The organism is Halobaculum sp. EA56 (genome assembly GCF_051195075.1).
Lineage (GTDB): Archaea > Halobacteriota > Halobacteria > Halobacteriales > Haloferacaceae > Halobaculum.
In genome coordinates this window covers 332,599-352,859 of sequence record NZ_JBNTJX010000001.1, presented here as the reverse complement: position 1 = coordinate 352,859, position 20,261 = coordinate 332,599, and the positions used below count along the sequence as shown (strand labels likewise).

24 protein-coding genes and 1 tRNA gene are annotated in these 20,261 nt (G+C 72.3%); 8 read left to right on the top strand and 17 right to left on the bottom strand.

Annotated features, from left to right (window positions below; translation table 11 throughout):
- Nucleotides 1–159: 159 nt before the first annotated feature.
- From ACQUQ1_RS01880 to ACQUQ1_RS01865, 4 genes are all read right to left on the bottom strand, one after another.
- Nucleotides 160–1,233 carry a dipeptide epimerase gene (locus ACQUQ1_RS01880; protein WP_435062555.1) on the bottom strand — a complete coding sequence of 358 codons (1,074 nt, stop codon included), beginning with the start codon at nucleotides 1,231–1,233 and terminating at the stop codon, nucleotides 160–162.
- Complete coding sequence (locus tag ACQUQ1_RS01875) at nucleotides 1,233–2,255, bottom strand: DUF1611 domain-containing protein (RefSeq protein ID WP_435062554.1); 1,023 nt, start codon at nucleotides 2,253–2,255, stop codon at nucleotides 1,233–1,235. The genes ACQUQ1_RS01880 and ACQUQ1_RS01875 overlap by 1 nt, the downstream gene beginning before the upstream one ends.
- 539 nt (nucleotides 2,256–2,794) lie before the next feature.
- The gene (locus ACQUQ1_RS01870) at nucleotides 2,795–2,998 is read right to left on the bottom strand and encodes a hypothetical protein (protein ID WP_435062553.1); all 204 of its coding nucleotides are present in this window, start codon (nucleotides 2,996–2,998) and stop codon (nucleotides 2,795–2,797) included.
- Nucleotides 2,995–3,213, bottom strand: coding sequence for a hypothetical protein (locus ACQUQ1_RS01865; protein WP_435062552.1), 219 nt, complete (start codon nucleotides 3,211–3,213; stop codon nucleotides 2,995–2,997). Before ACQUQ1_RS01865 ends, ACQUQ1_RS01870 begins: the two co-directional genes overlap by 4 nt.
- A 140-nt stretch (nucleotides 3,214–3,353) precedes the next feature.
- Here ACQUQ1_RS01865 and ACQUQ1_RS01860 point away from each other — a divergent pair, with 140 nt between their 5' ends.
- The gene (locus ACQUQ1_RS01860; RefSeq protein ID WP_435062551.1) at nucleotides 3,354–4,706 is read left to right on the top strand and encodes an LLM class flavin-dependent oxidoreductase; all 1,353 of its coding nucleotides are present in this window, start codon (nucleotides 3,354–3,356) and stop codon (nucleotides 4,704–4,706) included.
- 335 nt (nucleotides 4,707–5,041) lie between these two features.
- Here ACQUQ1_RS01860 and ACQUQ1_RS01855 read toward each other — a convergent pair whose 3' ends face one another.
- Nucleotides 5,042–5,230 (bottom strand): hypothetical protein, encoded by a 189-nt coding sequence (locus ACQUQ1_RS01855; RefSeq protein ID WP_435062550.1) that lies wholly within the window; start codon nucleotides 5,228–5,230, stop codon nucleotides 5,042–5,044.
- Between the two features lie 216 nt (nucleotides 5,231–5,446).
- Between ACQUQ1_RS01855 and ACQUQ1_RS01850 the strand changes: the two genes are divergently transcribed.
- Nucleotides 5,447–5,947 (top strand): cytochrome b N-terminal domain-containing protein, encoded by a 501-nt coding sequence (locus ACQUQ1_RS01850; protein ID WP_435062549.1) that lies wholly within the window; start codon nucleotides 5,447–5,449, stop codon nucleotides 5,945–5,947.
- 60 nt (nucleotides 5,948–6,007) lie between these two features.
- Here the strand turns inward: ACQUQ1_RS01850 and ACQUQ1_RS01845 are convergent.
- The 4 genes from ACQUQ1_RS01845 to ACQUQ1_RS01830 all read right to left on the bottom strand — a co-directional run bounded on the left by ACQUQ1_RS01845 (nucleotide 6,008) and on the right by ACQUQ1_RS01830 (nucleotide 9,369).
- A tRNA-Leu gene (locus tag ACQUQ1_RS01845) sits at nucleotides 6,008–6,092 on the bottom strand.
- A gap of 41 nt (nucleotides 6,093–6,133) precedes the next feature.
- The gene (locus tag ACQUQ1_RS01840; protein ID WP_435062548.1) at nucleotides 6,134–6,475 is read right to left on the bottom strand and encodes a ferredoxin; all 342 of its coding nucleotides are present in this window, start codon (nucleotides 6,473–6,475) and stop codon (nucleotides 6,134–6,136) included.
- Nucleotides 6,476–6,597: 122 nt separating this feature from the next.
- Nucleotides 6,598–8,214, bottom strand: a complete 1,617-nt coding sequence (locus ACQUQ1_RS01835) for a hypothetical protein (RefSeq protein ID WP_435062547.1) — start codon at nucleotides 8,212–8,214, stop codon at nucleotides 6,598–6,600.
- A 102-nt stretch (nucleotides 8,215–8,316) separates the two neighbouring features.
- Nucleotides 8,317–9,369, bottom strand: a complete 1,053-nt coding sequence (locus ACQUQ1_RS01830) for a hypothetical protein (protein WP_435062546.1) — start codon at nucleotides 9,367–9,369, stop codon at nucleotides 8,317–8,319.
- A 41-nt stretch (nucleotides 9,370–9,410) separates the two neighbouring features.
- On the opposite strand from ACQUQ1_RS01830, the gene ACQUQ1_RS01825 reads away from it, so the two are divergent.
- Nucleotides 9,411–9,545 carry a hypothetical protein gene (locus ACQUQ1_RS01825; protein WP_435062545.1) on the top strand — a complete coding sequence of 45 codons (135 nt, stop codon included), beginning with the start codon at nucleotides 9,411–9,413 and terminating at the stop codon, nucleotides 9,543–9,545.
- A gap of 1 nt (nucleotide 9,546) precedes the next feature.
- Here the strand turns inward: ACQUQ1_RS01825 and ACQUQ1_RS01820 are convergent, their stop codons facing one another.
- Entirely contained in the window at nucleotides 9,547–10,371 is an 825-nt protein-coding gene (locus ACQUQ1_RS01820) for a PspA/IM30 family protein (RefSeq protein WP_435062544.1), read from the bottom strand.
- Nucleotides 10,372–10,462: 91 nt separating this feature from the next.
- On the opposite strand from ACQUQ1_RS01820, the gene ACQUQ1_RS01815 reads away from it, so the two are divergent.
- A complete protein-coding gene (locus ACQUQ1_RS01815; protein WP_435062543.1) occupies nucleotides 10,463–11,092 on the top strand; it encodes a dienelactone hydrolase family protein in 630 nt (209 codons plus the stop codon).
- Nucleotides 11,093–11,104: 12 nt separating this feature from the next.
- Here the strand turns inward: ACQUQ1_RS01815 and ACQUQ1_RS01810 are convergent, their stop codons facing one another.
- The 7 genes from ACQUQ1_RS01810 to ACQUQ1_RS01780 all read right to left on the bottom strand — a co-directional run bounded on the left by ACQUQ1_RS01810 (nucleotide 11,105) and on the right by ACQUQ1_RS01780 (nucleotide 17,589).
- Nucleotides 11,105–12,058: a DUF7282 domain-containing protein gene (locus tag ACQUQ1_RS01810; protein ID WP_435062542.1), complete on the bottom strand. Its 954-nt coding sequence runs from the start codon at nucleotides 12,056–12,058 to the stop codon at nucleotides 11,105–11,107.
- A gap of 173 nt (nucleotides 12,059–12,231) precedes the next feature.
- A complete protein-coding gene (locus ACQUQ1_RS01805; RefSeq protein WP_435062541.1) occupies nucleotides 12,232–12,555 on the bottom strand; it encodes a transcription factor S in 324 nt (107 codons plus the stop codon).
- Between the two features lie 33 nt (nucleotides 12,556–12,588).
- Nucleotides 12,589–13,281, bottom strand: coding sequence for a hypothetical protein (locus ACQUQ1_RS01800; RefSeq protein WP_435062540.1), 693 nt, complete (start codon nucleotides 13,279–13,281; stop codon nucleotides 12,589–12,591).
- A complete protein-coding gene (locus ACQUQ1_RS01795) occupies nucleotides 13,274–14,113 on the bottom strand; it encodes a CopG family transcriptional regulator (protein ID WP_435062539.1) in 840 nt (279 codons plus the stop codon). Before ACQUQ1_RS01795 ends, ACQUQ1_RS01800 begins: the two co-directional genes overlap by 8 nt.
- A gap of 114 nt (nucleotides 14,114–14,227) precedes the next feature.
- The gene (locus tag ACQUQ1_RS01790; protein WP_435062538.1) at nucleotides 14,228–15,064 is read right to left on the bottom strand and encodes an RAD55 family ATPase; all 837 of its coding nucleotides are present in this window, start codon (nucleotides 15,062–15,064) and stop codon (nucleotides 14,228–14,230) included.
- Between the two features lie 325 nt (nucleotides 15,065–15,389).
- Nucleotides 15,390–16,403, bottom strand: a complete 1,014-nt coding sequence (locus ACQUQ1_RS01785; protein WP_435062537.1) for a beta-ribofuranosylaminobenzene 5'-phosphate synthase family protein — start codon at nucleotides 16,401–16,403, stop codon at nucleotides 15,390–15,392.
- A 139-nt stretch (nucleotides 16,404–16,542) separates the two neighbouring features.
- Nucleotides 16,543–17,589 carry an NAD(P)/FAD-dependent oxidoreductase gene (locus ACQUQ1_RS01780; protein ID WP_435062536.1) on the bottom strand — a complete coding sequence of 349 codons (1,047 nt, stop codon included), beginning with the start codon at nucleotides 17,587–17,589 and terminating at the stop codon, nucleotides 16,543–16,545.
- A gap of 139 nt (nucleotides 17,590–17,728) precedes the next feature.
- On the opposite strand from ACQUQ1_RS01780, the gene ACQUQ1_RS01775 reads away from it, so the two are divergent.
- The 4 genes from ACQUQ1_RS01775 (at nucleotide 17,729) to ACQUQ1_RS01760 (ending at nucleotide 20,161) form a co-directional block, all read left to right on the top strand.
- Nucleotides 17,729–18,382, top strand: a complete 654-nt coding sequence (locus ACQUQ1_RS01775) for an HAD family hydrolase (protein WP_435062535.1) — start codon at nucleotides 17,729–17,731, stop codon at nucleotides 18,380–18,382.
- Nucleotides 18,382–19,200, top strand: coding sequence for an aldo/keto reductase (locus ACQUQ1_RS01770; RefSeq protein WP_435062534.1), 819 nt, complete (start codon nucleotides 18,382–18,384; stop codon nucleotides 19,198–19,200). The genes ACQUQ1_RS01775 and ACQUQ1_RS01770 overlap by 1 nt, the downstream gene beginning before the upstream one ends.
- Nucleotides 19,201–19,286: 86 nt before the next feature.
- Nucleotides 19,287–19,709: a peptide-methionine (R)-S-oxide reductase MsrB gene (gene msrB / locus ACQUQ1_RS01765; RefSeq protein WP_435062533.1), complete on the top strand. Its 423-nt coding sequence runs from the start codon at nucleotides 19,287–19,289 to the stop codon at nucleotides 19,707–19,709.
- Nucleotides 19,710–19,798: 89 nt separating this feature from the next.
- A complete protein-coding gene (locus ACQUQ1_RS01760; RefSeq protein WP_435062532.1) occupies nucleotides 19,799–20,161 on the top strand; it encodes a hypothetical protein in 363 nt (120 codons plus the stop codon).
- Nucleotides 20,162–20,261: the final 100 nt, after the last annotated feature.

Here is a 20,261-nt window from a genome sequence, read left to right as displayed (position 1 = left end):
GCATCGAGGGCTCGCTATCGCTCACCCTCGCCCCCGCTCACGGCTCACTCCCTTCGCCGTTCGCATCGAGGGCTCGCTATCGCTCGCCCTCGCTCCCGCTCGACCGTGCCCATTCGTGGGCGGTTCGGCACGGAGACCTCACCGCCGCCATCCGCGGTCTCACTCGCTCGCTTCGCTCGCTCGTTCGACCGCGCCTGTCCCCGCCCGGTCGATCCCCTCCAGGTCGATCTCCCCTCCGGGCATCGGTACCCCCTCGAACGGGTCCGCGTCCTCCGCGAGCAGGAGGCTCCCGTCGAGGTCGGCGTAGTCGAGCAGGGGGGCGAGCTGACAGCCGGCGGCGATGGCGGCGTTCGACTCCACCATACAGCCGAGCATCACCTCCAGCCCGTGCGCCCGCGCCGCGTGGACCATCCGCTTGGCCTCCAGCAGGCCGCCGCACTTCATCAGCTTCAGGTTCGCGACGTCGCAGCGGTCGGCGATCCGCGGGATGTCGGCGAGCGTGACGCACGACTCGTCGGCCGCGATGGGCAGGACGGACCGTTCGTAGGCGTCCTTCAGCCCCGCAGGGTTCTCCGCGGGGAGCGGCTGTTCGATGAACTCCACCCCGAGGTCCGCGAGCCACTCGCTCTTGCGGGCGGTCTCGCGGGCCGTCCACGCCTCGTTGGCGTCGACGCGGAGGGTCGCCTCCGGCGCCTCCTCGCGGACGGCCTCCACGACCTCGCGGTCGCGGTCGGTGCCCAGCTTCAGCTTGAGGGTCGAGTAGCCGGCCTCGACGGCCTCGCGGGTCTTCTCGCGCATCACGTCCGTCTCGTCGATGCCGATGGTGTAGGAGGTGTCCGGCGCGTCCGCCGGGTCGAGCCCCCACAGGCGGTACAGCGGGACGCCCAGGCGCTTGGCGGCGAGGTCGTGGAGCGCGATGCTCACCGCGGAGCGCGCGGCGGGGTTGTCGGCGACGACCGCCTCCATCCGCTCCTCGATCGCCGCGAGGGCGTGGGGGTCGCCGACGGTCTCGACCTCGGCGAGCAGGTCCGGCAGCACGGCCACCACGGTGTCGGCCGTCTCGCCGTAGTGCGCTGAGGGGGCGGCCGCGCCGACCCCGGTCATGCCGCCCTCGTCCTCGACCCGCACGATCACGTTCTCGGCGGCGACGGTGGTGCCCCGCGAGATGGTGAAGTCGTGTTCCAGCGGGAGCGAGACGCGCTCGAAGGAGGTGGACAGCGAGGCGGACGACATCACCGGATCGCCTCCACGACCTCGTCGGCGCCGAAGCGGATGAGGTCCGTCGCGGGCGCGCCGAGCGCGTCCGCGAACTCGTCGACGGCCGCGCGGGCCTCGTCGTCGTCCGCGATGTTCGAGGTGTTGAGCGCGCCGGCGACGACCTCGGCCTCGTGGACGGGCGCCGCCAGCGACTCGTAGAGGTCGACGTACTCCTCGATCGGCGGGAGCGCGGTGTCCTCGTAGCCGTGGATCCGCTCGCGGCCGGCGGCGTGACACAGCACGAGCCGGTCGGCCATCGCGCCGTGGAGGATGCCGCAGGTGACCGCCGAGTACGCCGGGTGGACGATGCTCCCCTGGCCCTCGACGACGAGCAGGTCGTGCTCGTCGCCCTTCTCCAGCACCATCTCCTCGACGGCGCCGGCGGTGAAGTCGGAGACGACGCGGTCGACGGGGTTGCCCCACCCCTCGATCATGATCCCGGTCTGGCCCGTGGGGATCGCGCACGCGTCGATCCCGGCCTCGCGGGCCGCCTCGACGAGCTCCATCGTCGCGGTCATCTTCCCGACCGAGCAGTCGGTGCCGACGGTCAGGACCACGTCGGCGCGCACCTCGTCCGAGCGCCCCTGCGCGACGGTGAGGTCGTCGTGGGGCCGGCGCACGTCCCGGAGCTCCACGTCGTGTTCGGCCGCGAGTTCGGCGAACTCCCCGTCGTCGTTCAGGAAGTAGTGGAGCCCGGAGATCACGTCGCAGCCGGCCTCGATGGCCGCGCGCACGTCGGGGCGCCACGACTCGTCGAAGCCGCCGCCGATGGGCGCGATCCCGACGATCAGCGCGTCCACGTCGCCGGGCACGTCCGCGAACGACTCGACGATCGGGGCGTCGGGCACGTCCGGGAGGTGGTCGGCGACGCGCTCGCCGGGGCGGTCGCGGTCGAGGACGGCCGCGACCTCGTAGTCGGCGTACCGGAGCACGCCGTTGGCGGTCTTCGAGCGGTCGGGGAACTTCCCGTGGGCGAGGACGGCGACGCGGTCGGACATGGTGGGTCGTGGGCGACCGCGGGTGATAAATCGGACCCACGCGGTCGGTTCGGCCGGATGCTCGGGGGGTAGGTTCGCGCGTGATGGGGGACCCGTCGGTTCGATGGGGACGACCGCGACCGCGACGACCGCGAAAGCCCCCGCGGCTGTCGGCTCCCGCGACTCGCTGCGCGCGCTCGCTCCGCTCGCGTGCTTGCGTCGTCGGGGTTCGCCGACAGCCGCGGCCCCTTTCAGTCCCGCCCGGCGGTCGGACGGACCGAGCAGCGCGACCGTCCGCACGGTGTGCACGAACCACGGTGGCGCGCGCCGGCCGACCTCTGTGTCGGCCGAGGGCGCGCGAGGGACGAGAGAGGAGCGAAGCGACGAACGAGTCGGCTGGGGAGGACGAGGCTGCGGTGCCGTCGGGTGGGACTGAAAGGGGCCGGACGGGTCGTGAGCCGAGACGACGCAAGCACCACAGCGAGCGACGCGAGCGAGGAGCGCAGCGAGTCGCAGGCCACGAGCCGTCCGGGGGCTTTCGGAGCTACCGTCGATGCAAATCAGTCTTGTTCGTGTTGACTGAGACGATAAAACAGGACGGAGAGGACAATGAAAGTTCCAGACGTGGTCTCAAGGGCAGTAGCAACAGCCGAAGCTTCGAAGTGAAGGATACCACCAGCCAAACCGAATCCAATTCCTGAGATGATGAGTTGATACGAGATATTGTGTAAAAGACGGTTCAAGTCTATCGAGATATCGCTCATTCCCCGACCACCTCCGCGATCATTGTGAGTAGAACGAGAACACCCATGACGACGAGAATCCAGGGAAGATTGCTGATAAAGAATAGAGTGTCTGAGAATGGGCCGCTCAACAGGTCTCCAGGCATGGCTGATATGAATTCGTTCAAAAAGAATGCCATTATCAGGAGGACTACTACAGCTTGAATCCCCGATGCGAATCCCTCTACGCTTGACATTGATATTATAAACGGTGATTGTCCAATAATAAATTGGCTGGATCTGTTTTATCCGATATTCATGAGAATTAGTCTGGATAGCCGGCACGCCCGGCCGACTCCACCCCGTTTACGGCCCCGCGACACACACACGCAGATCAATGAGCGACGGGATCCACCTCAACCTCTTCACGATGAACTCCGTGGAGCACGTCTCGCCGGGCTCCTGGCGACACCCGGCGGACCGCTCCGCCGAGTACACCGACAGGGAGTACTGGACCGACGTGGCCCGGACCGCCGAGCGCGGCGGCTTCGCGGCCGTGTTCTTCGCGGACGTGCGCGGCGTCTACGACGTGTACGGCGGCGACCGCGAGGCCGCCATCGAGCGGGCGGTGCAGACCCCCTCGAACGACCCCGGCTACCTCGTGCCCGCGATGGCCGAGGTGACCGACTCGCTCGGGTTCGCGGTCACGAAGTCGACCACCTACACGCACCCGTACCAGCTCGCGCGCGAGTTCTCCACGCTCGATCACCTCACCGACGGCCGCGTCGCGTTCAACGTCGTCACCTCCTACCTGGAGTCGGCGGCGGCGAACCTCGGCCTCGACGAGCGGATGGACAAGGAGACCAGGTACGACCGCGCCGACGAGTTCATGGACGTCTGCTACGCGCTGTGGGAGGACTCCTGGGAGGAGGGCGCCGTCGTCCGCGACCGCGAGTCGGGCACGTTCACCGACCCCGCGAAGGTCCACGAGATCGGCCACGAGGGCGAGTTCTTCGACGTGCCGGGGCCGCACGGGTGCGAGCCGTCGCCCCAGCGCAGTCCCGTGATCTTCCAGGCGGGCTCCTCCGACCGCGGGCGCGACTTCGCCGCCGCCAACGCCGAGGCGGTGTTCTGCTCGCAGCCCACCGAACACGGCGTCCGCGAGTACATGGACGACCTGCGCGACCGGACCGCCGACCTCGGCAGGGACCCCGACGACCTCGCGTTCTTCCCCGGCGTCGTCCCCGTCGTCGCCGAGACGGAGGCGGCCGCGGAGGCGAAACACGAGCGCCTGCTGGAGACGGTCGACGTGGAGGCGACGCTCGCCCTGCTGTCCGGGTTCCTCGACATGGACCTCTCCGAGCTCGATCCCGATCAGCGGATCGAGCACATCGAGACCGACGCGATCCAGGGGACGATGAACGCGTTCACGAAGTCCGACCCCGACCGCGAGTGGACCGTCCGCGAGGTCGCGCAGTTCTCCGGGCTCGGCACCACCTCGCCCGTGGTCGTCGGCACGCCCGAGCAGGTCGTCGACGAGCTCCAGTACTGGCACGAGGAGGTCGGCGTCGACGGCTTCAACGTGAAGGAGGTGCTGCGGACGGGGAGCCTCGACGACTTCGTCGACCTCGTTGTGCCCGAACTGCGCGCGCGCGACCTGCTCGCCGAGCCGACGCCGGGCGAGACGCTCCGCGAGCGCCTGCTCGGTGACGGCCCCCGCCTGTCCGCGTCGCATCCGGCGCGACAGTGACCCGATCCGCCCCGGTCGTGTTCGCACGGAATCAGGATCGGGCGCGTTCGGACGACTGCGGCGCACGACCGCCGGTTTCGGTCGGGGTCGGTACGGCCGCCGCCAACATCGTTAAGTAGTCGCACCCGTTTGTGACAGGTGACGCTTCGTCTGGAGGGCCGAAGCGTCAGCGGGGACCAATTCAGGGCGGAACGCGCGCCGCTCTTTTCACCGGCGCGCGTTCCTCCCACGTTTCACACTCGTGAGCTGCTGCTCGTTCTCGGTCGAACGTACCCCGAGCGCCGACGGACCAGAGAACTCCCCGGGACCGACGGGTCCGCGAGAACCCCGAGCGGTTACCCGTCCGTGGGCGGGTTGCGGAACACGCCGTCGGCGATGGCGACCGCGCCGACGAGCGACCCGGCGGCGCCCGTCACGCGGAACGGGAGGCCGAACGCCGCCGTCGCGACCACGGCAGTCAACAGCGCCGTCCCCACGAGCGCGAGCAGCGCGTCGGGCCGGGACGGGGCATCGGTCGGGAACACGGTAATTACATCTCATTAGAGACGGAAAGGCGTTCCGGACGTTGCCCCGCCGCCGGAACGGCTACGACGGAGGCGGCGACCGGGAGGGGGAAGCGTCGTCGTATGACCGCCCGCCAGCGCCCCCGATCGGAGCGCGTGCGTCGACCGTCGACCCCGCCCCGTCGGCCGCCCCGCTCACCGAAATTGCTTCCTCGGACGGGACCGAACCCGGCGGCGATGCCCTCCGACGGCGCCGTCGCGGACCTCGAACCGGCGCTCCTCGCCGTCGTCGCCGTCGCCGTCGTCGTCGACCTCGCGTCGCTCGCCCGCCTGATCCCGCCCGCGCTCGGCGGGGCGACCCGGGCCGCGCTGGCGCTCGCCGCGGCCCTGGCCGCGCTGTTCGTCCTCGCGCGTGCCGTCGCGTCCGGCGGCCCCGCCGCGGGCGTCGCCGCCGCGGCCGCCGTCCCGCTCGCCGCGCTGTACGCGTACACCGTGCTGTTGCTCCCGTGGACGCAGTTCTCGTTCGCCCTCGGACGGGCCGGCGTCGAACTGGCGCTGTCGGTCCCCCTCGTCGGCGGATCGCTGGCGAGGGCGCTGTTCGGCGGGTTCACGCTCTCGCAGGCGACGCTGGAGCACGCCTTCCGGGTCCACTACGCCGTCGTCGCCGTGGCCGCGCTCGCGCTCCTCGGTCGAGCGGCGACGGTGCTGCGGGAGCAAGTCGACGCGACTCCCGCGTGAGAACGGGTTCGAGCGCCTTCGGAACGCCGCACGCGATGCTCGGGCTCGTTCGAGCCGGACTGCGAGGGAAGGGATTTGAACCCTCGAACCCCTGAGGGAGCGGATCTTAAGTCCGCCGCCTTTGGCCAGGCTCGGCCACCCTCGCGCGTCACCACCTACCCCGGAGGGCCGGTTGTCGCTTTCGGTTTACCAGTCGACGCTCAGCGTCCCGTCGCCGTGGGGGTCCGGCGCCAGTTCCTCGTCGGTGCGGCGGTCGACGACGTGGATACAGCCCTCGTCCTTCTTGGCGGGACACACCTCCGCCGCGCGGACGTTCTCCGCGAGTTCGTCCTCGTCGATGTAGTACGACTTCGGCTTCGCCATCCCGCTCGCGATGTCCATCTCCCAGTTGTCCGCCACCTCCGCGCACTTGCCCGCGCCGAAGCAGGCGTTCGCCTCGAAGATGATCTTGTAGGGCTTCTCCTCCACGGGCGGCCCGTCCCCCCCGTAGTCGCTCGCGGTCTGTACCTCCGCGTCGAGGTCGCTCATACCCCCACCTACGCGGCTGCGGCCTTTCGTCTGTCGGTGGCCGGCCGGGCCGACGCCCGGACCGACCCGGGGCGCGCCGGACCGGCGCCGCCCCGTCGCGCCCCCGGTCGCGTCGCCGCCGGCTACGCCCACGCCGCGAACGGTTCGTCCCCCTCCGCGCGTTCGAGATACGCCCGCTGGGCGCCGACGACGGCCTCCGAAAGCGTCGCGCCGTCCGCGAGCAGCTCCCGGGCGCGCTCGCGCTTCCACGCGCTGGGCGCCCGCCACGGGGGCGAGTCCCCCGCCTCGGCGACGCGGTCGGCGACCGGGGCGAGCAGATCGGTCGCCGTCGCGCGCGAACAGCCCGCCCGGCGGAGCCCGGAACCTGCGAGGTCGAGCACCTCCTCCACGACGACCGACGGGTCGGCCGTCCGCTCGCCCTCGCGGGTGACCCACGCGAGGTCGGCGTTCGGGCCGTCAGCCGCCGCCGCGTAGAAGGAGTCTCGGGCCGCCTCCCACGGGAGGTCGGCGAGCGGGTGGTCCGTCGCGACCAGTTCGCGGAGCAGGCCGGCGACGAGCGCCTGGAACGCGACCGCGTCCGCGACGGACGGCTGCGTCGGGAGGGGCCGGTACTCCAGGCGGACGGACGCGTCGTCGTTCGCGGCCGTCCGCTCGCCCCTCGGCCCCGTCGGGACGGCGCCCCCGAACACCGGCCGCACCCACCGCCAGTAGGTCCCCCGCGCGTGGTCGAACTCCGGGTACGCGTCGAGGAACTCCGTGTCGTCGTCGCCCGCGTTCGCGCGCTCGCCGCCGGCCGCGTCTCCACCCTCCGGCGTGTCCGTCCCGCCGTCCTCCAGCACGGGCGCGTACGGCTCGTCGGCCGCGACGCAGTCGAGCGCCTCCGCCGCCGAGTCCAGGTCGCGCGGGAACCGGACCTTGCTCCGGTCCGGCGGGAGGCCGGCGTTGATCGTTTCCTCGAACACGCGGATCCGGTGTTCGTGCGGCCCCGAGAGCACCGCCTCGGGGTCTGCGTCGTCGTCGTAGAGGTCCGCCGGGAGGAACGGGGAGTTGGTCGCGAGCGCGAGCACCGGCCCGGTCGTGCGGAGCGCGTACGCGTGATACCGCGGGAGCGAACTCGCCTCGGGAAGCTGGAGGTGCGGCTGCAGCGACGCCGTCAGCGACTCGGGGAGGATCGTCGGGAACGTGCGGTCGACGCCCGGCGCCGACAGCGGGACCCGTCCGTCAGCCCGGCGGAGCGTCTCGTTGTCGAGCGCGACGTAGCGCGCGGCGTCGGTCATGTTGCGCGCGACGGTGACGCCCTCGCGCTCGTCGTGAGCGGACAGGTACGCCGCGCTCCCCTCCGGCGGCGGGACCGTCCAGGTCGCATCGAGCGCGAGCCGTCGGTCCTCCGGGAGCGCTGCCCGGACGGCCGCGACCGCCTCCCGCAGCCGCTCGGCCTGCCGGGCGAGCCCGGCCGGGTCGAACGTGTCCGGCTCGGTGTGGAGTTCGAGGTTGTGTACGCCCAGCTCCCGCCCGGCGTCGGTCCGCTCGAAGACCGCCTCCGGCACCCGCGCGAGCCGCCCCTCGGGGTCGACGACGTACGCCTCCAGCTCGATGCCCAGGGCGAAGTCCGCGTTGTCGAGGCGTCCGGCCTCGATATCGGCCGCGAGCGCCGCCGCCTGTCGCTCGACCCGGCGGACGAACGCCGCCCGCGTTTCCGCCGAGAGCGACTCGCGCGCCGCCGCGACGAGGTCGTCCATGCGCGCCGTTCGTCGCGAGGTCACATATGTCACACGGCGCGGGCGCGGTTCCGGGGCGGACGGCCGTCGCAGCTCACCCGCCGGCGGAGCAAGCCCACGACGTCAGTCGTGGGTACCTGAGTCGCTCCACTCGACCTCCGACACCTCGTCCGTCTCCCGGAGGATGAACGGGCCGATCGACAGCGTGTGCTTCGTGACGGTCGCGATCCGGAGGACGTACGCGAGCAGCACGAGGAACGGGACCGTCGCGACGGTCGCGGCGGCGGCGAAGGCGGGAACGAGCGTCTCCACCCCGAAGAGCGTGTACGAGTAGGTGGCGTCGTTGAAGAACGCGACCATGAACACCGACACCAGCAGCGCGGGGAGCGCCGAGGCGAGAATGGTCCGCGAGAGGTTGATCAGCTCCCACTGGAAGTACAGCGTCTTGAAGTGCTCGCGCGCGGGCCCGAACAGCTCCAGCACCTCCGTGAGCCGTTCGAGCGCCTCCAGCCCCTCGTCGTCGAGCGCGTCGCCGTGTTCGGCCCGGATCCGGTTCGCCGCGTACACCTTCCAGGAGTAGTTGAAGTTCAGCGCCGAGGAGATCACGTCGAACTCGCCGAAGCGCGCGTCGTCGAGCCCCGCCGACACCTCCTCGGCGTTGCCCGTGAGGCTCGACACGAGGTCGTCGACCGCCTCGACCGCCTCGTCGTCCCCGGCGCGGTCGGCCGCCTCGCGCACGTCGCGGGCGCGGTCGGCCGACACCTGCACGAGCGCCCGGAGGAACTGCGCGGGCCGCGCGGGGCTGACCGACGCGTCGATCAGGTCGGCGGCGTCGGACCGGAACTCCATGGCCCCGCGCATCCGCTCGCGCTGGTCGCCGACGGCCCCCAGCTCCTGGGAGAGCACGAGCTGGTTCAGCGTGAGCACGAGCGTGACGCCGGTGATCGTCGCCGTGAGGAACCCCTGAAACACCGTGTCGACGGAGTCGCTCGTACGGATCGAGCCCTCGGCCGTCGGGTACAGCAGCCCCGAGACGAGCAGCACGGCGAACACCGCGGCCACGAACCCGGCGACGACGAGCCGCCGGTCCGCCTCCAGGAGGAGCCACAGCTTCCAGCGGCTCTCGGCGGCCCGCTCGCGCAGCCGATCGCTCGGCTGGTCGGAGTCGTCGGTCATGGCCCGACGGTCGACGCGGTCGGTGAAAAACGGGACGGCCGATGGGACGGCGGCGGCGGTGCGGGGTCGGCGAGAACGAGGGGGAAAGCGGGGACGGGGACGGGGACAGGGAGAGCGGCGTCGACGTGGTACCGGGGCCGGAGGTCGGCGACAGGGAACCGGGGACCCGGCGCTAGTTTAGTTCGAGGCGTCGGCGTCCTCCTCCTCTCGGAGTTCCTCCAGTTCCGCCTCGACCTCCTCGTCGGGCACGTCCTCGACGTCGACCTCGGCGTCGCCGTCCGCCTCGCCGTCGTCCTCGGCCGGCGCCTTCCCCATCTCCGCCCGCAGCGTCTCCAGTTCCGCGTCGACCTCGCGGTCGGTGCGCCCGGACTGCAGCTCCCGGTCGATCTCGTCCTCGTCCGAGAGGGCGTCGTCGAAGGCGCCGGTGTCCTGCAACTCGTCCATCGCCTGCGAGCGCGCCTCCATCTCCTCGGTGCGCTCCTCGGCGCGCTCGATCGACCGGGTCACGTCGGCCATCTCGTCGCCGACCCCGGACATCGCCTCCGACACCCGGGTCGACGCCTCGGCGGCCTCGTAGCGCGCCTTCATCGTCTCCTTCTTCGTCTTGAACTCCTCGATGCGGCCCTGGAGCTCGTCCTTCTTGTCGACCAGCCGGTCCTGGGTCTCCTGGAGTTCGGCGATCTGCGTCTCCAGGTCCTCGATCTGGTTCATCTTCGACTTCTTCTTCTCCAGCGCCCTGCGCGCGAGGTCGTCGCGGTCCTGCTGGACGGCCTCGCGGGCCTGCTCGTTGTGCTTCTCGACGTTCTCCTCCAGCCGGCGCTTCTGGATCTCCAGGCGCTTCTTCTGTGTGGTGAGGTCCGCGATGCCCTGTTTCACCTGCTGGAGCTCGTCGCGCATCTGTTCGTAGCTGTAGTCGAGCGACTCGGTCGGGTCCTCCGCCCGGTTGAGGATCGCGTTGAGCTTGGAGCGGATGACGTAGGAGGCGCGCGAGAGGATTCCCATGGGCCGGGCTAGGATAACCGGCCGTATAAATCTCACCCGGCCGAGAGGTGTCCCCGACGCCGTTTTGTCCGCGGCGGCCGCAGACGCCGACGTGACCGACGTACTCGTGCCCGGCGGCCGGGACGTGCGGGCGACGCTGGACCGCGCGGGCGAGGCCTCTACGGCGAGCGACGACGCGGGCGACGCCGCCGGCGACGCGGACGCCTGCGTGGTCGCGTGCCCCCCGCACCCGCAACACCGGGGGCACCGCGGCGACGAGCGCCTCCGGGCGGTCTCGGACGTGCTGACCGCCGGCGGCGTCGACTGCCTGCGCTTCGACTACGGCGACTGGGACGGGGGCTACGGCGAGCGCGCCGACGCCCGCAACGCCGTCGCGTGGGCGCGCGAGCGCTACGGCCGCGTGGGGCTGTTCGGGTTCAGCTTCGGCGGGTGTCTGGCGCTGCTGGTGGGATCGGAGGGGGAGGCGGACGCCGTCAGCGCGCTCGCGCCGACGGCCCGCCTCGCGCCGGATCTGGACGCCGTAGCGGCGATGGGGGACGTCGACTGCCCGGCGCAGGTGGTGTACGCGACCCGCGACGACACGGCCGACTGGGAGCCGGTGGTCGAGCGGGCGCGCGAACTGGGGTTCGCCCTCCGGGAGTTCCCCGCCGACCACTTCTTCGTCGGGCAGGCCGGGAAGGTGGGCGAGGCGGTCGGGGAGTGGCTGCTCGGGACGCTGTAGGCGTCGCTCCCGTCAGTCCTCCACGGCGACGAAGCCGAGGTCGACGACCGCGCTCCCGTCGGTCGTGTACGGGCCGTCCTGGTTCCCCTGGCTCCTGACGAAGTCGTAGTGGCCGTTGTCGTTCGTGTCGAGGTGGGGCATCGCCACCAGCGGCTCGCCGTCCTCCAGTTCGTCCCGGTCGAAGTCGCCGCCGGGCACGCCCTCGAAGAGGTCGACGTGGATGTCGTGGTGGCGTCCGGGGTCCAGCGCGTCGGAGACGCCGATGACGCTGTCGAGCACCTCCCCCTGGAACAGGCTCGCGTCGTGGATGGCCACGAACCCGCCCTCCGGGAGCGTCGCGGCGGCGACGCGGACGCCGGTCCCGTCGGTCTCCTGGTTGCGGAACTCGACGCCGGGCGTCACGCGCGCGAACGCGAGGTCGACGACCGCGCCGCCCGCGCGGACGAACGGGCCGTCGTGGTCGCCCCCGGTGGCGACGAAGTCGTACTCCTCGTTGCCGTTCGTGTCGCGGTGCGGCATCGCCACCAGCGGCTGGGTCCGCTCCAGTTCCTCCCGGTCGAAGTCCCCGCCCTTCACGTGGAACAGCCGGGCGCGGACGTCCTCGTAGCTGCCGGCCCCGAGGGAGTCGGTGACGCCGATGACGCTCTCGATCACCTTCCCCTCGAACAGCCGCGCGTCGTGGATGGCGACGAAGCCGTCGTGCGAGAGCGACACCTCGTCGACGACGACGTCGTCGCCGTCGGTCGGCTGGTTCGTGAACGTCACCTCCGCGGACCCGGCCTGCGTGACGCTCGCGGCGGCGGGGTCGATGCCCAGTTGCGAGAGCGGGAGCGTCACCGCCCCGCCGGTCGCGGCGGCGGCGCCGAGGAACGAGCGCCGGGTGGGCCCGCCGCCGTCGTCGGTCGCCCGTGGTCCGGATCGCGATACCGTCGGCTCGTCGATGTCGAAGTCGAATCCGTCGGTCATGGTCGCGTCAGCCGGTCTCCCGGCGGAACGTACTGCGGACCGAACGGGGAAAGTGTTGACTGTCAGTTAGGTTCCCACAGTCCGGATTCTCTCTAGAATCGGAGGGAGTGCGCGCAGCAGTGGCCGGCGGCTCGGCGGAAGGGACTCCCGCCGGGCGTCGGGGACGGCGGCGTTCAGTTGTACTCCCGCCAGCGGTACCCGCACTCCTTGCACTTGAAGAAGCGCGTCGGCGGCTCGTCGGCGGCGCCGGTCTGTTTGATCGTGTACCACGCGACGCCGTGGCCGCACTCGTCGCAGACCACGTCCTCGGAGGTGGGCTTCCCCTCGAAGTTCGCGCCCTCCTCCGTCTCGATCACGTCGTCGTCGGTCTGGGCCTCGGTGGAGACGAACTCGGCGGCGCGCTCCTCGTCGCGCTCGGCGGTGGCGCCGCAGGAGGCGCACACCATCACGCCGTCCTCGGTGCGCATCATCGAGCCGCACTCGTCACAGAACTGCATTGCTCGGGGGTAGCGTCCGCGACCCGGTATGCGTTACGCGTCCGGGTCGTCCCCGAGGTCCGCGTCGGCGTCGCCCGCGCCGTCCCCGAGGTCCGCGTCGGCGTCGTCGGTCACGTCGCCGCCGGTGGCGAACCCCGGCCGGCCCTCGCCGGTCACCATCGGGCACCCGCGCACCCGGAAGTGGCCGGCGTCGACCAGCTCCACGATGTCGGTGCCCTCGTGGCCGCACTCGACGGCGGGGGGCGCCGAGAGGTACGGACACCGCTGGCAGTACTCGCGCTTGTCGAGGACGTGCTCGGGCCGGGTGTCGCCGACGTCGTCGTCGACGGCGTCCGCGGCCGTCGAGGCCGCCGCCGTCGCCGCGTCCGCCCCCGCGACCCCGGCGGCGACCGCGCCCGCCTCGGACCCCTCGCCCGAGAGCGACGCCCAGAGTTCGTCCTCGTCGAGGTCGCCCACGTCGACCTCCTCGAACAGGTCCGCGTCCGGGTCGGGCTCGTCGTCCGCGCGCCGTCGCCGCCGGGCCACCTCCCGGGCGAGGTCGCCGAGCGGCGCGTCGCCCTCGTCGCCTCCCGCCGCGAGGTCGCCGTCGGGTTGCTCCCCCGTCGGGTCGGCGGCGGCGGGGTCGGCCTCCGGGTCGCGCTCGGCCGCGTCGCCGCCGAACGGGTCGAGGGCGTCGCCGTCGGCGTCGTCCCCGCCCTCGCGGTCGTCGGGGGGCCCCTCAGCCATCCGCCCCCTCCTCGAAGACGTCCTCCGGCGCCGCTTCCTCGACCGTCTCGCCGTCGAGGGCCGGGCGGTCGCCGACCGCGAGCGACGCCGACCCGAAGAAGCCGGAGGCGGGCTCGACGGACCGGAAGGTCGCCGCGCAGTGGGGACACTCCGGCGCCGACAGCAGCCCGATCCGCACCGTCGACCCGCAGGAGTCGCAGGCGGCCGTCGAGACGCCGCGGCGGTTCGCCTCCGCCTTGAGCTCCGCCGCGGCCCGGCGGGCCGCCGACTCCGCCTCCATCGCGGAGACCCGCGTCCGCAGGTCGGCGACCGCCCGCGCCAGCGCCGAGAGCTTCGCGTCGTGCTCGTCGGCGGCGTCGGTGAGGTACTCCAGCACGTCCTCGTAGTTGTCGAAGCCGCCCTCGACCGTCCCCTCCAGGTCGTCGAGGTCGTCGCGCAGTCCCGCCACCTCGTCGGCGAGGTCGGCGTCGGCCTTCGCGTCGGCCTCGCGCTTGACCTGGATCACCCGCGAGCGCACGTCGTCGATCTTCTCGTCGAGTTCGGCGTCCAGCTCGTCGACGCGGTCCTCGAGGAAGTCCAGCCGGGCGGCGGCGTCGGGGGCGTTCCCGGCGGAAGCGCTCCCGGCGGGTGCGTCCCCGCCGGGTCCCGCGTCGGCCGCGCCGTCGGCGAGCGACTCGGGGTCGGGGAGCGCGCCCTCGTGTTCGTCGAGGAGGCGCCACAGCGTGACCGCCCGGGCGATCACCTCGTCGGGCGATCGACCGGTCTCCTCGGCCCTGGCGAACACCCACTCGCGGAGGACCTCCGGCAGCCCCTCGACCTGCTCACCAGCCATTCACGCGGACGTAGCTCCCCCACGTGTAAATACTACCGCCCCGGTTATCGGGCGGAGTAGCCGGTTCCTATCCCGCGGGTAGGGGGAACTGTCCGTCGGAATACGGGGAGGTTACTACCGGATCTTGCGCACGTCGCTGATGTCGAGGCCGCCGTCGTGGATCTCCGTCTCGAAGCGGACGATGTTCTCCGATTCCAGCTGCGAGAGCACGCCCCGGAACTCCCGGACGACCATCGTCCGGGCGCGCTTGGAGCCCCCGGACTCCCAGGAGAACTGGAGCGTGCCGCCGCTGCCGTCGACGAGCTGGCCGAGCTGTCGGTCGGTGAGCGTGTCCGTGTTGACGAGCGCGAGGAGCAGCCCGCCCCACGAGTGGACGGCCTTCCCGAGCCCGCGCACGAGCATGGCGACGTCCTCCCACTCGATCTCGCCGCCGGCGGCGCCGACGAGGTCGGTGACCGAGTCGATCACGACGAGGTTGTCCGTCGCGTGCGCGGTGAGGTACTCCCCCAGCGCCGAGAGGACCCCGTCGCGGTTGCCCGCGGTGCCCAGGTCGTGGATGGAGCTTGTCGTCCCCATGTACCAGTCGCGGGGGATCGACGAGAGCTGGAAGTACTCCGGCGAGAGGTCGACGAACTCGATCCCCTCGACTGCGGCGTCGACGACCTCGTCGGCCATCGTGTATCGAAGCTCCCGCTCGACGTACTCCTCGTCGGCGGTGAACGAGAGGTAGTGGACCTCCGGCGGGATCTCGGCGTCGTCGGCCACGTCGCCGTAGTAGAGGTCGAAGGTCTCGCCGTCCTCGCGCGCGAGGGCGTTCATCGCGGCGCTCGTGTAGACGAACTCGCGGGCGCCCGCGCCGGACTCGCCGGCGACGAGCACCACGCTCCCCGCGGGCGCGCCGCCCCCGAGCACCGTGTCGAGCTGGCCGACGCCGAACGGGATCCGGTCCATGGGGCGAGTTGGTCCGGGCGCGTGCTTAGTCGTTGTGCCGATTCGGGTCGGGTCGGATTTGTCGCGATCGAGTTTCGGATCTCACTGAACGGACTAGCCGCCGAGAACAGGTCGAACCGGCCGATCGGGCACGGGCTCCGTCACCTGACAGCCACTCCCTCCCCAGCCGATTCGCTCACTCGGGCGCGGCGTCGCCGCGCCCGGCTCGCTCATCCCTCGCGCGCGTCCGGCGGGCACGGAGGCCCGCCGGCACGCGCCACCGCGGAGGGACCGGACGGGGGTCGTCGTGTGGGTCGGGCGGCCGTCCCCGTCACGCGGACGACGATCACTCCTCGCCCGTTCGGACCTCGGCGCCGCGGTTCCGGGGCCCGACGACCCGCACGTCGCCGTCGACGCCCGCGGCGTCGAGGGCGCGCTGGCCGGCCTCGCGGGCCGCCCCGGCCCGGTCGGCGTCGGTGACGCCGTAGACGGTCGGCCCCCACGACGACTGCCCGGCGCCGAACACCGCCGGCGACTCCGAGAGCTCCGCGACGACGTCCCCCACGGGCGGGCGGTACACGCCGCCCTGCTCGTCGGCGAACCACGCGCCGTTGAGCCGGCCGACCTCCGCGGCCGCCTCGCCGAACCGCTCGGCCGAGCCCTCGGCGACCGCGGGGAGCAGGCGCCGCTGGATCACCCCGGCGACCCGGTCGGCGACCGCGGGGTCGGCGTCCTCGACGGCGCTCCGGATGGAGGCGTCCTCGTCGTCGCCGGAGCGACCGGGGTCAGCCTCGGGCACCACGAGCAGGAACCGCCAGCCGTCGGGGACCCGGTGGCGCGCCGCGACCGCCGGGACGCGCCAGTCGCCGTCGGCGGGGCGGTCCGTCGTGAACCGGCCGGTGGGGTGGCCCGCGTCGAGGACGAACCCCCCGCGCTCGAAGGCGGCGACGCCGACGCCCGAGCGGCCGCCGCGCCCGAGCGCCGGCGCGCGCTCGCGAACCGCGGGGTCGAGCCCGTGGGCCCGGGCGACGCCCGCGAGCGTCGAAAGCGCGAGTTGCGTCCCGCTCCCGAGCCCCATGTGTCTGGGGAGTTCCTCGTGGACCGTGACGCGCGCGCCGTCGACGCCGAGCAGGTCGCACGCGCGCTCGGCGTAGCCGCGGACGGCGTCGTGGGCGCTCTCGACGCCCTCGGCCGGGGCGACCGTCAGGCGGACGCGCGGCTCGTCGACGGCGGCGCCGACGGCGCCGTAGAGGCGCTCGTGGGCCAGCGAGAGGTTGCCGAAGCCGAAGTGGAGCCGCGCGCCGGACTCGACCGTGACCGGGCGGGGCGGGCGGTCGCGGGGGTCGGCGTCGGCCGACATCGTGTCTCGGATCGGGGGAGGGGCGACCGCGGGGTGTGGGTTTCGACAGCGGACGATACTGACGGCGGTTGCGGGCGCGGCGGCGGAGGCGGCGACGGGTCCGGCGGCCGGGCGCGGACCCTCGCCGGCCGCGCCCGGCCTACAGCGACGCGTCGATCGCCTCGCCGACGGCCACGCCGTCCCACACGGCCTCGTGGACGCGGCCCTCGCCGGCCGCCCAGTCGCCGGCGACGAACAGCCCCGCCTCGCGGGCGGCCTCGACCGCCTCCGAACCGGAGTCGAGCCCCGCGTCCGGGAGGGCGTACCGCCACCCCTGGTCGTCGATCCACTCGGGGTCGGTCAGGCGCTCGTCGCCGACGAGGTCGGCCGCGTACGACGCCGCGGCGTCGGCCGCCTCGGACAGCGGGTCGTCGTAGCGGGCGCTCGACCACTCCGGGCTCATCTGCACGATCAGCAGGCTCCCCCCGTCGGGGACGTGCCCGCGCTTGCACTCCTCGCGCGAGAGCCAGCCGACCTCGTGCTCCTTGTCGACGTTGACGAGGCCGTACCACGGCACGTCGAGGTCGAAGTCGTACCGCAACACGAACGTCCGGATCGTCCGGAACTCGGCGGCGTCGACGGCGTCTCGGAGGGCGGCGAGCGTTCCGTCGGCGCCGGGCCAGTCGGTCGCCGCCAGCAGATCGGCGGTCTGGGGCGCCGGCGGCGTGAGCAGGAGGGCATCGAACGGGCCGTGCTCGTCGCCGTCGGTGTCGGTCGCGGTCCACGTGTCCGCGTCGGGGTCGCGCGCGAGCGACTCGACGCGGGTGGTCTTTCGCACCGCCGCGTCCGTCTCCGCGAGCAGGCGCTTCGCGAGTTGGGTGATGCCCGCCTCCCAGGTGTACTTGTGCTCCTCCTGCCGGTCGCTCGCCTCGATATCCCCGTTCCGGTCGAACGTCCACACCGGCTCCGCGACGTCGACGAGTCCCCCCTCGCCGAGGTCGTAGAGCAGGTCCGCGGTGCGGTCGTCGGGCGTCTTCACGTAGTTGGCGCCGTGGTCGTACCGGCAGCCGTCCCGGCGACGGGTCGCCGCCCGGCCGCCGACGCCGCGGGACTTCTCCAGCAACGTCACGTCGTGGTCCGTCTCGCGCAACGCGTACGCCGCGCCGGCGCCCGCGACCCCGGCGCCGACGATGCCGATGTGTGCCATCGATCGCTTCAGGGGATCCACCGGGGTATCGCTTGCGGGCGGGGAGCGGCCCGCGTTCCGAACCGCCGCGTCGCCGGCGGCCCTCACCCGCGGGACCGGGTGTGAAAGCCTTATCCCGGATGGCGCGCCAGTACGGGCTATGTACGACGCGATCGTGTTCGACAACGACGGGGTCCTCGTGGGGCGGACCCACTACGAGGTGCTCCACGAGGCCGCGTGGGACGCCTTCGAGGCGCTCTCCGTGACCGACCCCGACCCCGAACACGTCGAGTCGATGGTCGTCGGCGTCTCCCCGCACCAGGTGGAGGAGGTGTGCTCGACGTACGACCTCACGCCGCGCGAGTTCTGGGCGATGCGCGACCGGACGGCCTTCGAGGCGCAGCGACGGGAGGTCCGCGCGGGCAACAAGCGCCTGTACGACGACATCGACGTGCTCCGCGACCTCTCGGCGCCGCTCGGCATCGTCTCCTCGAACCAGCACGAGACCGTGGAGTTCCTGCTCGACCACTTCGGCGTCGCGGACCTCTTCGACACCGCGTACGGCCGCGAGCCGACCGTCGAGAGCCTCCGGCTGAAGAAGCCCAACAGCCACTACCTCGACCGCGCGCTCGCGGACCTCGACGCCGAGACGGCGCTGTTCGTCGGCGACAACGAGTCCGACATCGAGGCCGCCGACAACGCCGGCATCGACTCGGCGTTCATCCGCCGCCCGCACCGCGAGGACTGGGACCTGTCGGTCACGCCCACCTACGACATCGACGGCCTGGCGGACCTCCGGGCGATCTGTCACTGATGGCCGGCGCGACGGACCCGCCCGAGACGACCCTCGACCTCCCGCCGGTCGGCCTCGGCACGATGGGCCTCGACGGCGACGACGGCGCCCGCGCGGTCGGGACCGCGCTCGACCTGGGCTACCGCCACCTCGACACCGCGCAGGTGTACGGGAACGAGGCGTCCGTCGGCGCCGGCCTCGCCGCCGCCCTCTACGACGGCACCGTCGCCCGCGGCGACGTGACCGTGGCGACGAAGACGTGGATCGACCGCCTCGCGCCCGAGGACGTGCGTCCGTCGACCGAGGCGAGCCTCGACCGCCTCGGCCTCGACGCCGTCGACCTGCTGTACGTCCACCGGCCGAAGGGGCGCTACGACCCCGAGGGGACCCTCGCCGCCTACGACCGCCTCGTCGACGACGGCCTCGTCCGGCACGTGGGCGTCTCGAACTTCGCGCCGCCGGAACTCGACGAGGCGATGGACCGCCTCGACGCCCCGCTCGCGGCCCACCAGACCGAGTACCACCCGCTGTTCCGGCGGCCCGCCCTCCGCGAGCACGCCGTCGAGCACGGCTACGCGCTCGTGGCGTACTCGCCGCTCGCGGGCGGCCGTGTGCGGGAGGTCGAGGCGGTCCGTGCGGTCGCCGAGAGACACGACGCCACGCCCGAGGCGGTCGCCGTCGCGTGGCTCGTCGGGAAGGAGGGCGTCGTCACGATCCCGAAGGCGTCGAGCGAGGCCCACCTGCGCGCGAACCTCGCGGCCGCCGACCTGGAGCTCGACCCCGAGGACGAGGCCCGGATCGACGCCGTCGAACGCGAGGAGGAACTGTTCCCGGAGTAGTCGCCGCCGGCCGGGCGGCCGCCGCCGCGGCCGTGCGGCGCCGCCGGCGACCGTGGGTTCATGCCGCTCGACGCCCTCCCTCCGGTATGAGCGAACCCGCGGACGCGACCCCCGACCCCGAGGAGCTCCCCGACAGCGACGAGGAGTGGCGCGAGCGCCTCACCGAGGAGGAGTACCGGATCCTCCGCGAGCGCGGCACGGAGGCGCGCTTCACCGGCGAGCACGTCGACCGCGACGACGACGGCGTCTACACGTGCGCCGGCTGCGGGACCGTGATCTTCGACTCCGAGACGAAGTACGACTCCGGGTGTGGCTGGCCCAGTTTCTACGCCGCCGACGAGTCGAAGGTGACGCTGGAGGACGACGACCGCCACGGGATGACCCGCGTCGAGGTGAAGTGCGCCACCTGTGACGGCCACCTCGGGCACGTGTTCCAGGACGGCCCCGAGCCGACCGGCGAGCGCTTCTGCATCAACTCGGTCGCGCTCGACTTCGAACCCGCGGAGTAGGGCGAGAGAGCACCGGTAAAAATAGAGCACCAGACGGATCTATGGGTTCGACGCGACCGCTCGTAACGAGGACGTCGCTCGTCGGCGGAGTGGTCGGCGGACTCGTGCACGCTGGCGTGGCGGTCCCTCTCTGGAACCGGTGGTTCGACGATCTGGGGGAACTGCTCGCGATCAAACCGCTCAGCGGGGCGTACATCGTCCTCGGGATGTTCCTCCTCGGGTTCGTTCCGGCCGTGTTCTACGTGAGCGAGCGGGTCGTCTCGCCCGCCGTCGTCGTCGGCGTCCCCCTGCTCCTCTCGGCGCTCGGCTCGTGGCAGGCGGGCCCCGTTCGTGCGCCGTCCGCCGGTCCGACACCGTTCGCCCTGTATATCCTACTCTGGGTCGGCGTAGTCGCGCTCGCCGGAGTCACAGGGAGATCCGAATATCGTCGGGGACAGCGGGCCTCGAGGTGACTCGATCCGTCACTCCGCTCACCAGGACCCCCCGGGGATGTCCCCTGATACGAGCGTGGCCCGTGCTCCCCACCGTCGACAGTCGGGACGGCCGCCGGGA

What these genes read in the sequence shown, in the direction of transcription:
- ACQUQ1_RS01880 (WP_435062555.1), bottom strand. Translation starts at nt 1,233, where the DNA reads ATGTCGTCCGCCTCGCTGTCCACCTCCTTCGAGCGCGTCTCGCTCCCG.
- ACQUQ1_RS01800 (WP_435062540.1), bottom strand. Translation starts at nt 13,281, where the DNA reads ATGGCTGAGGGGCCCCCCGACGACCGCGAGGGCGGGGACGACGCCGAC.
- ACQUQ1_RS01805 (WP_435062541.1), bottom strand. Translation starts at nt 12,555, where the DNA reads ATGCAGTTCTGTGACGAGTGCGGCTCGATGATGCGCACCGAGGACGGC.
- ACQUQ1_RS01780 (WP_435062536.1), bottom strand. Translation starts at nt 17,589, where the DNA reads ATGGCACACATCGGCATCGTCGGCGCCGGGGTCGCGGGCGCCGGCGCG.
- ACQUQ1_RS01840 (WP_435062548.1), bottom strand. Translation starts at nt 6,475, where the DNA reads ATGAGCGACCTCGACGCGGAGGTACAGACCGCGAGCGACTACGGGGGG.
- ACQUQ1_RS01770 (WP_435062534.1), top strand. Translation starts at nt 18,382, where the DNA reads ATGGCCGGCGCGACGGACCCGCCCGAGACGACCCTCGACCTCCCGCCG.
- ACQUQ1_RS01790 (WP_435062538.1), bottom strand. Translation starts at nt 15,064, where the DNA reads ATGGACCGGATCCCGTTCGGCGTCGGCCAGCTCGACACGGTGCTCGGG.
- ACQUQ1_RS01825 (WP_435062545.1), top strand. Translation starts at nt 9,411, where the DNA reads ATGGGACGGCGGCGGCGGTGCGGGGTCGGCGAGAACGAGGGGGAAAGC.
- ACQUQ1_RS01775 (WP_435062535.1), top strand. Translation starts at nt 17,729, where the DNA reads ATGTACGACGCGATCGTGTTCGACAACGACGGGGTCCTCGTGGGGCGG.
- msrB (WP_435062533.1), top strand. Translation starts at nt 19,287, where the DNA reads ATGAGCGAACCCGCGGACGCGACCCCCGACCCCGAGGAGCTCCCCGAC.
- ACQUQ1_RS01810 (WP_435062542.1), bottom strand. Translation starts at nt 12,058, where the DNA reads ATGACCGACGGATTCGACTTCGACATCGACGAGCCGACGGTATCGCGA.
- ACQUQ1_RS01875 (WP_435062554.1), bottom strand. Translation starts at nt 2,255, where the DNA reads ATGTCCGACCGCGTCGCCGTCCTCGCCCACGGGAAGTTCCCCGACCGC.
- ACQUQ1_RS01785 (WP_435062537.1), bottom strand. Translation starts at nt 16,403, where the DNA reads ATGTCGGCCGACGCCGACCCCCGCGACCGCCCGCCCCGCCCGGTCACG.
- ACQUQ1_RS01865 (WP_435062552.1), bottom strand. Translation starts at nt 3,213, where the DNA reads ATGTCAAGCGTAGAGGGATTCGCATCGGGGATTCAAGCTGTAGTAGTC.
- ACQUQ1_RS01835 (WP_435062547.1), bottom strand. Translation starts at nt 8,214, where the DNA reads ATGGACGACCTCGTCGCGGCGGCGCGCGAGTCGCTCTCGGCGGAAACG.
- ACQUQ1_RS01795 (WP_435062539.1), bottom strand. Translation starts at nt 14,113, where the DNA reads ATGGCTGGTGAGCAGGTCGAGGGGCTGCCGGAGGTCCTCCGCGAGTGG.
- ACQUQ1_RS01850 (WP_435062549.1), top strand. Translation starts at nt 5,447, where the DNA reads ATGCCCTCCGACGGCGCCGTCGCGGACCTCGAACCGGCGCTCCTCGCC.
- ACQUQ1_RS01860 (WP_435062551.1), top strand. Translation starts at nt 3,354, where the DNA reads ATGAGCGACGGGATCCACCTCAACCTCTTCACGATGAACTCCGTGGAG.
- ACQUQ1_RS01870 (WP_435062553.1), bottom strand. Translation starts at nt 2,998, where the DNA reads ATGAGCGATATCTCGATAGACTTGAACCGTCTTTTACACAATATCTCG.
- ACQUQ1_RS01830 (WP_435062546.1), bottom strand. Translation starts at nt 9,369, where the DNA reads ATGACCGACGACTCCGACCAGCCGAGCGATCGGCTGCGCGAGCGGGCC.
- ACQUQ1_RS01820 (WP_435062544.1), bottom strand. Translation starts at nt 10,371, where the DNA reads ATGGGAATCCTCTCGCGCGCCTCCTACGTCATCCGCTCCAAGCTCAAC.